This is a genomic window from Paenibacillus cineris, assembly GCF_018333335.1.
GTDB lineage: Bacteria > Bacillota > Bacilli > Paenibacillales > Paenibacillaceae > Paenibacillus_AQ > Paenibacillus_AQ favisporus.
The window spans coordinates 4,354,474-4,367,092 of record NZ_BORU01000001.1 but is presented as its reverse complement, the minus strand read 5'-3'; the positions used below and the strand labels follow the sequence as shown (position 1 = coordinate 4,367,092).

The following is a 12,619-nucleotide window of genomic DNA, read 5'->3' as shown; positions in this document are numbered from 1 at the left end:
TATATTGAATTATATTTATCATAACTTAAAGGTTATTATCGAGATCGAAAGAGGGATATGGAATGGAACTGCTGCAGCTAAAATATTTTCAGGTTGCCGCCCGGATGCAGCATATGACCCAGGCGGCCCGCAGCCTGCATATTTCGCAGCCGGCGCTCAGCAAAATGATCGCCTCGCTGGAAGCCGAGCTGGGTACGAAGCTGTTTGAGCGGGAGCCCAAAAGCATACGGCTGAACGAGCACGGCAAGTTATTTTTGCGCCAGGTGGATATCGCCCTGCAGGCCCTTGAGGACGGCAAGCTGCAGCTGCAGGACCTCGGCGGCTCTGCTTCTCCCGCCGTCTCGCTCGACGTCCGCGTTTCTTCGCATTTACTGCCGGATCTGCTGGCCGATTTCCGCAAAGAATGCCCGGCCGCCGAGTTCCATTTGCTGCAGCATTCGACGTTCGAAGGGGCGGCGAGCTTCGATCTTTGCCTTTCCGACGGGGCCGAACTGCCGCCGGGAACAACGTCGCTTACTTTGCTGGAAGAGGAAATTTTCGTTGCGGTTCCCGCGGACCATCCGCTCGCTGACCGGACGCAAATCGGCTTGAAGGAGCTGAGGGAGGAGAGCTTCATCTCGCTGCCCCCGGGCAAATCGCTGCGCGAAACGACGGATGCTTTTTGCCGCCTAGCCGGTTTTGCTCCGCGTATCCGGTTTGAGAGCGACGACCCGGCCATGGTTCGCGGTTTGATCCGGGCGGGTCAAGGCGTTGCGTTTCTGCCGGCTATTACTTGGGGCGGCTCAACCGGGCCGGACGTCGTTCTGCTGCGGCTCGAAGAAAGCTGGTGCAAACGCTCGATTGCCTTGTCCTGGCCGCAGGAACGGTATTTGACGCATACCGCTGCGCTATTTCGCGATTTTGCCGTAAACTATTTTGCCAGGCTGGCTGCATCGCATCATCAAGATGGTGGACAAGGCGATTAAAACAGGGAATGCACGGTTTCATGTCCGCCCGGTTTGACGAATCGGCCGATTTCTGATATTTTTTCTGTCTGTCAGAGATGATAAACTTATCAGGCGTCAGCAAACGAGGTGCATAGTGTGAGCAGTCTGCAAGTGAGCAAGGTGTTAAACAACAATGTCATCATTGCCGAGCATCCCCAGCACGGCGAGGTGGTGGTCATCGGCAAAGGGATCGGCTTTAATCGGAAGACCGGGCAGGCCATTCCGCTGGCTGAGGTAGAGAAGATGTTTATTTTGACCAAGCCGGAGGAGCAGGAGCAGTACAAGCAGCTGCTGCCCCAGGTCGACGAGAAACTGATTGAAGCGGTCAACGAAATATTGCTGCATGCCGACCAGAGCAGCTCAGGGGCCTTGAACGAGCATGTCCATATCGCCCTGACGGATCACATCGCATTTGCGATCAAGCGCATGCAGCAGGGCATTCATATCCATAATCCCTTTTTGTACGAGACCAAAGAAATGTACCCCGAGGAGTTTCGAATGGCGGAATTCGCCGTCCGGCTGATTCATCAGAAGCTTGGCGTGGATCTGGGTGAAGAGGAAGCCGGATTTATCGCCCTGCATATCCACGGCGCGTTGACCAATCAGCATATTTCCGAAGTGCGCAAGCATTCCGAGCTGATCAGCGATCTGGTCCACATCGTGGAGACGGAGATGGACTTTCGGGTCCCGCGGGATTCGCTGGACTACTCGCGCCTGATTACGCACCTCCGCTTTGCTTTGGAGCGAATCCGCAGAGGCGAGACCGTAGAGGAAACGGACACGCTCGACGCCTTGATGCAGCGGGAATATCCGGATACGTACCTGCTCGGTCAAAAGCTGACCGGAGTGATGGAGGAACGGCTAGGCCGGCCCGTATATCCGGCGGAAGTAGGATATCTGACGATCCATCTCCAGCGTCTGGTTCACAAAAAGCAGGGGCGCGTGGATTGATCGCCTGCGGGTGTGGCGCCTTTGATTGTGTATGGTCCCGCCGCTTTCACTTTGGAAGAAGCGCAGGTACCTTTTTCGAATATCAAGCGCTTGCAACTTGGCGGGATGGGTGCTACAATACTGACTGTAATGAACCTAATTGAACATGCATACGTGTTACTGATACGATCAGGCATGAGTAAACCTGTAGATCTTGGTTGTTTTCCCCATTACTGGGGCAATCTAACGCTTAGCGGTAGAGACCAGGATCCCGAGCGGATACTCATGCCTTTTTTGTATTTACAAAATCTCAACAGAAAGCAGGATGATCCTCATGCAGCAAACGTTTAAAATTATCGATGAAGACGGAATCCATGCGCGTCCGGCGACGGCGCTTGTCAATACAGCTACCAAATTCAAGGATACGGAATGTTTTGCCGAATCCGGCGGGAAGAAGGTCACTTTAAAATCGATTTTGGGCGTTCTGTCTCTGGATCTGGAGCAGGGCGACATCATTTCGCTGATCGCGGAAGGCGGCGATGAGCGCGCAGCGCTGGAAGCGCTTGAGCAGGTTATGGTTGGCGAGGGGCTGGGCGAGATTCATGAATAAGATCAAGGGAATCGCGGCATCGGCGGGAATTGCGATCGCCCGCGCATTCATCTTGGAGCATCCGGATTACGCGGTAAGCCGCAAGCAGGCGGATGACGTTCAGTCCGAGCTTGCGAAGCTGGATGATGCGCTGGCCAAGTCGCGGGTGGAGCTTGAGGCCATCAAGGAGCGGACGCTGGCGGAATTGGGCGAGAAAAAAGCGGAAATTTTCGAGTCGCATCTGCTTATTTTAAGCGATCCGGAGCTTATTGACCCGGTTAAGGACAAAATCCGGAGCGAATCGGTCAATGCGGAATATGCCCTGGATGAGACGGCAGCGCAGTTCATCCGGATGTTCGAAAATATGAAAAGCGCTTATCTCCAGGAACGCGCCGCGGATATGCGGGACGTGACCAAGCGCATTCTGAAGCATCTGCTCGGCCTTCAATACGTGAGCCCGTCGGAGATCGATGAGGAAGTGATTGTGATCGCCGAGGACCTGACTCCATCGGACACGGCCGGCTTAAACCGCAAGTTCGTGAAAGGCTTTACGACGAATATCGGCGGTCGAACGTCGCACTCGGCCATCATGGCCCGTTCGCTCGAAATTCCGGCAGTGGTCGGCACGAAAAGCGTTCTAAGCTCCGTGCAGAGCGGTGAGCTGGTGATCGTGGACGGAATTGAAGGCGATGTCATCATCCATCCGACCGAAGAGGTGATCGCCGAGTACACGGCAAAGCAGCAGGCCTATGCGAAGCAGATGGAGGAGTGGAAGCAGCTCCGTACGGAACCGACCGTCTCGAAGGACGGTGTTCATGTGGAGCTGGCGGCCAACATCGGTACGCCAAACGACGTGGCGGGCGTTCTTGGCAACGGCGGCGAAGCGGTCGGATTGTACCGGACCGAATTCCTCTACATGGGCCGCGACAAGCTGCCTTCGGAGAATGTGCAGTACAACGCCTACAAGACCGTGCTGGAGCAGATGGAAGGCAAGCCGGTGGTCGTGCGCACGCTGGACATCGGCGGCGACAAGGAGCTGCCTTACATGGACCTGCCGAAGGAGATGAATCCGTTTCTCGGATTCCGCGCGATTCGCCTCTGCCTGGATCGGCAGGACATCTTCCGGATCCAGCTGCGGGCTCTGCTGCGGGCCAGCGTGCACGGCAACCTTCGCATCATGTTCCCGATGATCGCCACGCTTGCCGAGTTCCGGGCAGCCAAGGCCGTTCTTCTGGAAGAGAAGGACAAGCTGGCGGCGGAAGGCATCGCCGTCGCAGACGACATCCAGATCGGAATCATGGTCGAAATTCCGTCGACAGCCGTCCTGGCGGACGTATTCGCCAAGGAAGTGGATTTCTTCAGCATCGGCACCAATGACCTGATCCAGTACACGATGGCGGCCGACCGGATGAACGAACAGGTATCGTACCTGTATCAGCCCTATAATCCGGCGATCCTTCGTCTGGTCAAAATGGTCATCGATGCCGCGCACCGTGAGGGCAAATGGGTCGGCATGTGCGGTGAAATGGCCGGGGACGCCTTGGCCATCCCGATTCTGCTCGGCCTCGGGCTTGACGAGTTCAGCATGAGCGCCTCGTCCATTCTTCCGGCGCGCAGTCAGATCTCCAAGCTGTCCCGGGCGGACATGGAGCGGCTCGCCGAACAGGCGCTGCAGCTCGGCACGGCGGAGGAAGTGACGCAGCTGGTGCAGAGCCTTCAGTAGCGGATGGTTCTGCTGGTGACCAGCGGGGATTTAGAAAGGCATCAAGATTGATAACCCTTAGTTATCAACCTGAGCTTAGCTAAGTTTTGTTACGCATAACGCATATCTTTATCCGAGCTTGGCCGGTATTCTACGGAATGCCGGCCTTTTTTTATGTAGGTATGTCTCCGGTTTACAGAAAAATATATAAAAAAAGAACACCCTGAAAAGGGTGCTCCTGGGTATTCTCTCCAATATCTGAATTCGCATTAAGTCCGAATTGTATCGAATCCAAATCCGAAAATCAGCTGCAGGCGCAGTTCAGCACAGGCTTGCGTGCCGCGGTCGTTTCATCCAGCCGCGTCACCGGTGTGTCGTACGGCGCGTTCAGCAGCAACTCCGGCTGCTCCTCCGCTTCCTTCGCGATGCGGATCATCGTATCGATAAAGGCGTCGAGCGTGTCCTTGCTCTCCGTTTCGGTCGGCTCGATCATAATGCACTCCTCCACGTTCAGCGGGAAGTAAATGGTCGGCGGGTGATAGCCGAAATCCAGCAGGCGTTTCGCCACGTCCAGCGTCCGGATGCCGTACTGCTTGAGCGGGGAGCCTGACATGACGAATTCGTGCTTGCAGACGCCCGGATACGGAATGTCGAAGTATGGCGCGAGCCGGCTCATCATATAGTTAGCGTTCAGCACGGCGCACTCCGATACGCGGCGCAGACCTTCCGGGCCGTAGCTGCGGATGTAGGTGTAAGCGCGGACGAGAATGCCGAAGTTGCCGTAGTACGCCTTGACCCGCCCGATGGACTGGTCGCTGCCGCCTTCGAGCGTATATTTACCGTCAGCCGTTTTCGACACGAGCGGGCGGGGCAGGAACGGAATCAGGCGGCTCTTTACGCCGACCGGACCGGCTCCCGGACCGCCGCCGCCGTGCGGCGTGCTCATCGTTTTATGCAAATTCAGGTGCACGACGTCAAAGCCCATGTCTCCCGGGCGGGTGATGCCCATGATCGCGTTGGAGTTGGCTCCGTCGTAGTACAGCAGGCCCCCTGCCTCGTGGACGATGGCGGCAATTTCCTGGATCTGCTCCTCGAACAGGCCGAGCGTGTTCGGATTGGTGAGCATCAGCGCCGCGGTGTCGCTGCCGACGGCGGCACGCAGGGCGTCAAGGTCGACGAGGCCCTTGTCGGTCGACGGGATCGTGATCGTCTTCAGCCCCGCGACGGTGGCGCTGGCCGGATTGGTGCCGTGCGAGGAATCCGGCACGATGACCTTGTCGCGCTGCTCGCCGCGGCTTTCATGGTAGGCGCGGATCATCATGAGACCGGTCCATTCGCCATGCGCGCCGGCGGCCGGCTGCAGGGTCACGGCGTCCATGCCGGTCAGACCGGCCAAATCGTCCTGCAGGCGGTATAGCAGCTCAAGCGCGCCCTGAATGCTGTCCTCCGGCTGATACGGATGGATTTTGGCAAAGCCCGGATAACGGGCGACATCTTCGTTTACTTTCGGATTATATTTCATCGTGCAGGAGCCGAGTGGATAGAAGCCGTTGTCCACACCGAAATTGCGGCGGGACAGCTCGGTATAGTGACGGATGACGTCCACTTCATACACTTCAGGCAGCGCGGCCGGCTCCGACCGCAGCATCGAGCTTGGGATCAGCTCTTCGGTTTCCTCAACAGGGACGTCAAACTCCGGTAAAGAGTAGGCAATCCGTCCGGGATGGCTCAACTCGAAAATCAACGCTTTTTCCTGAATCATATGCAGCCCTCCAGCGCTTGAGCGAATTGGTCGATCTGTTCTTTGGTGCGGCGTTCCGTGACGGCAATCAGCATATGTCCTTCCAGTTCGGAATAAGCTCTGCCGAGGTCGTAGCCGCCGAGGATGCCTTTCCGCAGCAGCTTCGCATTGACTTCGGCCACGCGGGTTCCTTCCGGCAGCTTAATGACAAACTCGTTAAAATACGGGGACGTGAACGGCATGCTTACCCCTGAAATGCTGCCCAGCCGGCGTGCGGCGTAATGGCTCTTCTGCAGATTCAGCTGGCCGACCTCGATCATGCCCTGCTTGCCCATGACCGACAGGTACACGGATGCGCAGAGGGCGAGCAGCGCCTGGTTGGAGCAGATGTTGGACGTCGCTTTCTCGCGGCGGATATGCTGCTCGCGGGCCTGCAGCGTCAGAACGAAGCCGCGCTTGCCGTTCCGGTCGACCGTCTGGCCTACGATCCGTCCGGGCATGCGGCGCATATGGTCCTGCGACACGGCAAAGAATCCGCAGGTTGGCCCGCCCAAGGAAGATGAGATGCCGAGCGGCTGCGCGTCGCCGACGACGATGTCGGCTCCGAGCTTGCCCGGCGCTTCGAGAATGCCGAGGGAGATCGGGTTGGTGCTGACGACCATCAGCCCTTTGCTGGCATGGATGAGGTCGCCGATGGCGGCCAAATCCTCGATCGCTCCGAAGAAGTTCGGGCTCTGCACGAGTACGGCGGCCGTTTGGTCGGACACGGCTTCAGCCAGCTCGGCCAGGTTGGTGACGCCGTTTGCGGAAGGGACCTCCACGACGTCGAGACCGAGCCCTTTGGCATACGTGCGGACAACCTGACGGGCTTCCGGATGCACCGTGCTGGACACGAGCAGCTGCTTGCGCTTTGTGGCGGCGCTGGCCAGGGAGCCGGCTTCAGCGAGGGCGGTGGCCCCGTCATACATACTCGCATTGGCGACGGCCATGCCGGTCAGCTCGCAAATGTAAGACTGAAACTCGAAGATCGCCTGCAGCTCGCCTTGGCTGATTTCCGGCTGATACGGCGTGTAGGCCGTGTAAAATTCGGAACGGGACACGACATGGTTGATGACCGAAGGGATGTGGTGATCATAAATTCCCGCGCCCAGAAAGCTGGCATATTGGTCCGTATTGGCATTTTTCGCGGCAAGCTCCGACAGGTGCGTCGTCAGCGCGTATTCATTCAGTCCCGGGGATACGGGCAGGTCCCCTTTGAAACGGATTTCTTCAGGAATGTCCTTGAACAGGTCCTTCAGAGAGGAGACGCCGATCGTATCCAGCATTTCCTGCTGGTCCTGTTCGGTCATAGGCAGATAACGGTGTTTCAAGTGGAGTCAGCTCCTTTAGATTAGGTTGAAAATCGTATCATGCTGTTAGCCTGCTATTTATTTGCGCTCGCGTCTGTAGAAAGGGGTGCTTACGACCTTGGCTTTGAGCCGCTTGCCCCGGACGTCGACTTCTACTTCGGTTCCAAGGGTGGAATAGCCGCTTTGCACGAGCGCGAGACCGAGATTACGCTTCAGCGTCGGGGACTGGGTTCCCGTCGTCACTTCGCCGATCTGCTCATCTCCCGCATATACGGGATAATGGGAGCGGGGGATGCCCCGGTCGATCATTTCGATGCCGACCAGTTTGCGCGGCACGCCGGCGTCTTTCTGCTGCTGCAGGGCCGCCTTGCCGATAAAATCGGCCGATTTGCCCAGCTTGACGAAGAAGCCGATGCCGCCTTCGAGCGGGGAGATGTCCTTGGACAGCTCCTGTCCGTACAGCGGCAGCTTCGCTTCGAAGCGAAGCGTGTCGCGGGCGCCGAGCCCTGCCGGAATCAGGCCCGCGCTTTCGCCTTGCTCGAGCAATCCGCTCCAGACCGCAGGAGCATCCTGTGCGGCAAGGTAGATCTCAAAGCCGTCTTCCCCCGTATAACCGGTGCGGGAAATCAACGTACTAGCTCCGAACAGCTTCACATTTTGGATAAAATGAAACGGGGAAAGCTGCCCCAGATCGGCATCGACGAGCGGCTGCAGCACCGCTTCAGCTTTCGGCCCCTGTAGAGCCAGCAGTGCAGTTCCATCGGACTCGTTCACCATGTTCACGCCGTCCGGCCGGTGCTCCTGAAGCCAGGCCCAATCCTTGTCGATATTGGAGGCGTTCACAACCAGCATGTAGGACTCCACGCCCAGCTTGTAGACGAGCAGGTCGTCGACAACGCCCCCGTCCGGATAGCACAAAGCGCTGTACTGCGCCTGACCCGGTTCGAGAACCGATACGTCATTGACGGTCACGAGCTGGAGAAAATCCTCCGATCCCGGGCCGTCCACCTTGAATTCGCCCATGTGGGAAACGTCGAAGAGCCCGGCGGCCTCGCGGACCGCCTCATGCTCTTTGTGGATGCCGCTGAACTGGACGGGAAGCTCCCAGCCGCCAAAATCGATGCAGCGGACGCCGGGAACCTGTGCATAGAGCGGAAAAAGCGGTGTTCTTTTCAATTCGGACATGAGTCACCTCGGTTTTCACGTGTTACCACGGATTGTTTAGGCTTTTCATCATAAAAGTTCTTTCAAGCAGCACAAAAAGGACAGGGCGAAAGAATAAGCATGCGTGCTCGCATACTTTCTTTCAAGCTCTGTCCTTGGTACCTGAGAGTTACCTTACGGATGCCGGTGAATGGAGCGGCCCGGGGACTTCACAGGCGAAATTCGGGCTCCACATCAACCCCGGGCAACAAGCAAGTTTCCCCTTGGGTGATTCTTACGTTCAGAATTCTCTCCAGAGATGCGTCCGGTAATCGTCCTTTTGCCTGAGAGATTCACCCGGGTCCGGGCTTACTCCTTCGGCGTTACTGCTCGGCAGTAATCTCTCCCATTACCATCATCCGCTATACGATTGTTTGTTCACGACATCATAAAGCTCGAATCAAATGTTCGAGTTCGTTCTATATATTATTAATACTCAAAGTACAAACCGGTGTCAACAACATTATCATAATGCCTATTTACGAATATTACAATCAATTTATGTTCATAATGTTCGATTTTAGGTATTTTGGTCCAAGCGGCACTCCGGGGGAGACTGTATCGTCCCAGAGCTGTCTGCCGAAGGTGAAGCGAATTAGAATAATTGGGAGGAGCCGTGATGATGAAGAACGTAGTAGGCGTCGATATGGGATGTACGAAAATGCTGATGGTTGCCGAGGTAGATGGGCAGCTTGTCGAGGGGAAGGTCCCTACCGGGCTGGATTGTTCGCTGGAATATCTGGCGGGGGAGATTGACCGTTTTATAGCAGGGCTCCCGTATGAGCCGGAGGGGCTGGGAATCGCGCTTCCGGGACTCGTAGAGGGAGACCGCCGCCTGCAGTTTTCCGATATCCGCGCGCTGTGCGGGGTGACGGCTGACGATTTTGCCAAAGGGCGCTTTCGCTGCCGTCTGATCAATGACGTGAAAGCGGCGACAGTTGCCGAGGCGGCCAATTATCCGGAAAAGGATACGGTCGCGGTGATGATGGCCGGCTCGGGGCTGGCGCTCGGGGTCTACTCCAAACAGCGGATGTATACCGGTGCAGGCGGGTTTGCCGGGGAGCTGGGCTACACCGTTATTGCGACTGAAGCCGGGCCGCGCAAGGTGGACGAATTGGCAGGCGGCATCGGAATTCTCGCTAGGGCGGGCTGCGATATCGACGCCTTCCTCGCCAAGATCCGGGATGGAGACGGCGATTCGTTGGCCTTGCTGGAACGTGCCGGCTTTTACTGCGGGCTGGCCATCACCAACGTGCTGCATCTGTTTAACCCGGACGTTCTGGTTATTGGCGGCAGCACCTCCACTTACCCGGGATACATGGACACCGCTTTGCGGACGGCCGAGAAGCATACGCTGCCGGACATGTTCCAAGCTTGCTCCTTCGCATCCCCGAAAGACGGCAAGCGGATCGCGGCGCTCGGAGCGATGCAATTTTTGCGCACGGGAATGGAGTTTTAGACGAGGCCGCATATGTTATATTGACACCCGTATTCGCTCTGCTTTATTCTTAGTTCAGAGTTTAGAAAAGTAGAGCGGATGCTTGCAAAGTAATTGAATATTCAGCGGATGAACGCGCGCGGGAGAGACCGCCCATCGTTTAAGGGCGGCACCGAAGGAGCAAGCTGCAGGTAGGCACATGCAGGCAGCTAATCTCTCAGGTACAAGGAACCGCCGCGGGACGCGGCTCTGGAGAGAGCTATTCGGCCACCCAAGGGGAACGCGGCGCACGATGCCGCACAAACTCTCAGGTACAAGGGACAGAGAAAAGGTGCTGACGCCTTTTTTGCTGTCCTTTTTTCTGTCTAATTCATCGCAAAGCGCGTCGAAAATAGCTAACGGGGAGCGTAGAACGAAGTGAGATTTAAAAATGTGTTTTCCATCATCGGTCCCTCCATGGTGGGGCCTTCCAGCTCGCACACCGCTGGAGCGGTACGCATCGGCAGAGTGGCGCGTCAGCTGCTGGGCAGCCAGCCGGAGACGGCCAAGATGACGCTGTTCGGTTCTTTTGCAGAGACGTATTGGGGACATGGAACCGATTTGGCGCTGACCGCCGGGCTGATGGATTATGAAACGGATGATCAGCGGATTCCGCAGGCGGACGTGCTGGCCGAAGAAGCCGGCATGACCCTGGAGTGGGTTCAGGGCCGGGGCAACGGACCGCATCCGAACTCGGTCAAAATCCAGCTGACCGGGGGCGGCCGGACCGCTGAAATCGTAGCCGCCTCGATTGGCGGCGGGACGATCGCGGTATATTCGCTGAACGGTTTTGACGTCCAGATCACGGGCGAATACCCGACCCTGGCGGTGAAGCATTCCGACAGCCAGGGCGTTCTGGCCAACATGACCGCGCTGCTCAGCCGGGACGGATATAATATCGGATATATGGATGTGGACCGCAAGGGACGCAGCGGGGATGCGATGACCGTGTTCGAGCTGGATTCCGCTCCGGAGGAGACCACGATTCAGGCCATCCGCAAGCTTCCCCACATTAAGGAAGTAACGATGATCGATTTGACCAAAAGGAGCTAACCATCATATGAGATTCGAGACCCTCGAACAGCTGGCGGACATTTGCAGCCAGGAGAACAAGACGATTGCCGAGGTTATGCTTGAGGATCAGGCGCGCGAAACGGGCGTCTCCCGCGAGGAAGTATTCCGGCAAATGGCCGAATATTACGGTGTGATGAAGGAAGCGGTGCGCCAGGGGCTCACCGGCAATACCAAGTCGCGGAGCGGACTCACCGGCGGCGATGCCAAAAAGGTGTCCGATTATATGCAGCAGGGCGAAACATCGCTTGGCGGCCCTGCGGCCGAGGCGATGGCCTACGCGCTGGCGGTGTCGGAAGTGAACGCCTCGATGGGACGCATTATCGCGACGCCGACAGCGGGCTCATGCGGAATCATCCCCGGCGTATTCGTCAGCGCCCAGGAACGCTTCGGCTGGGAAGACGAACATTTGGTCAAGGGCTTGTTCTGTGCCGGCGCCATAGGTTATGTTATAGCCAACAACGCCTCGATCTCGGGGGCGGAAGGCGGCTGCCAGGCAGAAGTCGGTTCGGCGATCGGCATGGCCGCGGGTGCGATGGTCGAGCTGCGCGGCGGCACGCCCCAGCAGGCCGTTCATGCTGTTGGCCTGGCGCTGAAGAACTGCCTCGGCCTGATCTGCGATCCGGTCGCCGGGCTGGTGGAGATTCCCTGCATCGTCCGGAACGGGCTGGGGGCCGTCACCGCCCTGGCGGCTTCGGACATGGCTCTTGCCGGCGTTGGCAGCGTTATCCCGGCCGATGAAGTGATCGGCGTCATGCTGGAGGTCGGAAGCGCCATGCCGGCCAAGCACCGCGAGACCGGGAAGGGCGGACTCGCCCAGACGCCAACTGGCCGCAAGCTGACCAAGGAACTGGTGGAACAGCGGCGCAGAAAGGCCAAAGAAGCTAAAGCGCCTGCCAAGGAAGATTAACCTATTAACGGCAGCCCCAAAATTGAAATCAAAGGAGACGCGAAATCGATGAGCAATGTGAAGGAGAACCGTTGGTACAGCAAGGATCATGAATGGGTGGAAAAGGCAGGCGGATCTGTGGTCCGCATCGGGATCAGCGACTTCGCCCAGCACCAGCTGGGGGACATCGTGTTTGTGGAGCTGCCGGAAGCCGGCGCCGACGTCGCGGCCGAAGAGAGCATCGGAACGATCGAGTCGGTCAAAACCGTGTCGGATCTGTTCAGTCCGGTGAGCGGCAAAGTGACCAAAATCAACGATGCGCTGGAAAGCGAGCCGGAGCTCGTCAACAGCGAGCCGTACGACGGAGGCTGGATGATCGAGGTAGAGGTTGAAGGAGATTTGGACGAGCAGCTGCAATCGCTGCTGACGGCAGAGCAGTATGAGCAATTTTTGAACGAATAATAACGATATCGAGACAGGGGCTGGGGCACATCGTGCCGCAGCCTTTTTGATTTTATACCACGATTTTATACGAGGGCCCATTATCCCGGCACAGCTTATTGCACCTGCAGCGCGGGTTATTTATGACCAGGGTTCGGTTTGTCGATAACAAGAACAAGAGGAGGGTACATACGCCGCTAAATGGAAGCTGCCCTGGATCTATTATTCTATGATTTGAAAG

11 protein-coding genes and 2 riboswitches are annotated in these 12,619 nt (G+C 57.3%); of the genes, 8 read left to right on the top strand and 3 right to left on the bottom strand.

Annotated elements, in window-relative coordinates:
- The first annotated feature begins 62 nt into the window (after window positions 1-62).
- From KI379_RS20325 to ptsP, 4 genes are all read left to right on the top strand, one after another.
- Window positions 63-965: a LysR family transcriptional regulator gene (locus KI379_RS20325; protein ID WP_212984520.1), complete on the top strand. Its 903-nt coding sequence runs from the start codon at window positions 63-65 to the stop codon at window positions 963-965.
- Between the two features lie 117 nt (window positions 966-1,082).
- A complete protein-coding gene (gene glcT, locus KI379_RS20320; protein ID WP_212984519.1) occupies window positions 1,083-1,937 on the top strand; it encodes a glucose PTS transporter transcription antiterminator GlcT in 855 nt (284 codons plus the stop codon).
- A 313-nt stretch (window positions 1,938-2,250) separates the two neighbouring features.
- Window positions 2,251-2,526 (top strand): HPr family phosphocarrier protein, encoded by a 276-nt coding sequence (locus KI379_RS20315; RefSeq protein ID WP_076169674.1) that lies wholly within the window; start codon window positions 2,251-2,253, stop codon window positions 2,524-2,526.
- On the top strand, window positions 2,519-4,228 hold the full coding sequence (ptsP, locus tag KI379_RS20310) for a phosphoenolpyruvate--protein phosphotransferase (RefSeq protein ID WP_212984518.1): 1,710 nt from the start codon (window positions 2,519-2,521) through the stop codon (window positions 4,226-4,228). Before KI379_RS20315 ends, ptsP begins: the two co-directional genes overlap by 8 nt.
- A gap of 283 nt (window positions 4,229-4,511) precedes the next feature.
- On the opposite strand, the gene gcvPB is transcribed toward ptsP, so the two are convergent.
- Genes gcvPB through gcvT form a run of 3 tightly spaced genes read right to left on the bottom strand, consistent with a single transcriptional unit; the run spans window position 4,512 to window position 8,482 of the window.
- Window positions 4,512-5,969, bottom strand: coding sequence for an aminomethyl-transferring glycine dehydrogenase subunit GcvPB (gcvPB, locus tag KI379_RS20305; protein ID WP_212984517.1), 1,458 nt, complete (start codon window positions 5,967-5,969; stop codon window positions 4,512-4,514).
- On the bottom strand, window positions 5,966-7,318 hold the full coding sequence (gcvPA, locus tag KI379_RS20300) for an aminomethyl-transferring glycine dehydrogenase subunit GcvPA (RefSeq protein WP_212984516.1): 1,353 nt from the start codon (window positions 7,316-7,318) through the stop codon (window positions 5,966-5,968). Before gcvPA ends, gcvPB begins: the two co-directional genes overlap by 4 nt.
- A 57-nt stretch (window positions 7,319-7,375) precedes the next feature.
- Window positions 7,376-8,482 (bottom strand): glycine cleavage system aminomethyltransferase GcvT, encoded by a 1,107-nt coding sequence (gene gcvT / locus KI379_RS20295; RefSeq protein WP_212984515.1) that lies wholly within the window; start codon window positions 8,480-8,482, stop codon window positions 7,376-7,378.
- Between the two features lie 280 nt (window positions 8,483-8,762).
- A riboswitch (glycine riboswitch) is annotated at window positions 8,763-8,859 on the bottom strand.
- Window positions 8,860-9,119: 260 nt separating this feature from the next.
- Between gcvT and KI379_RS20290 the strand changes: the two genes are divergently transcribed.
- From KI379_RS20290 to gcvH, 4 genes are all read left to right on the top strand, one after another.
- On the top strand, window positions 9,120-9,959 hold the full coding sequence (locus KI379_RS20290) for an ROK family protein (RefSeq protein ID WP_212984514.1): 840 nt from the start codon (window positions 9,120-9,122) through the stop codon (window positions 9,957-9,959).
- Between the two features lie 110 nt (window positions 9,960-10,069).
- Window positions 10,070-10,182: riboswitch (glycine riboswitch) on the top strand.
- 173 nt (window positions 10,183-10,355) lie between these two features.
- Window positions 10,356-11,030 carry an L-serine ammonia-lyase, iron-sulfur-dependent subunit beta gene (gene sdaAB, locus KI379_RS20285; RefSeq protein WP_076169679.1) on the top strand — a complete coding sequence of 225 codons (675 nt, stop codon included), beginning with the start codon at window positions 10,356-10,358 and terminating at the stop codon, window positions 11,028-11,030.
- A 7-nt stretch (window positions 11,031-11,037) separates the two neighbouring features.
- Window positions 11,038-11,958 carry an L-serine ammonia-lyase, iron-sulfur-dependent, subunit alpha gene (sdaAA, locus tag KI379_RS20280; protein ID WP_212984513.1) on the top strand — a complete coding sequence of 307 codons (921 nt, stop codon included), beginning with the start codon at window positions 11,038-11,040 and terminating at the stop codon, window positions 11,956-11,958.
- A 48-nt stretch (window positions 11,959-12,006) separates the two neighbouring features.
- Window positions 12,007-12,399, top strand: coding sequence for a glycine cleavage system protein GcvH (gene gcvH / locus KI379_RS20275; protein ID WP_076169681.1), 393 nt, complete (start codon window positions 12,007-12,009; stop codon window positions 12,397-12,399).
- The last annotated feature ends 220 nt before the right edge of the window (window positions 12,400-12,619 follow it).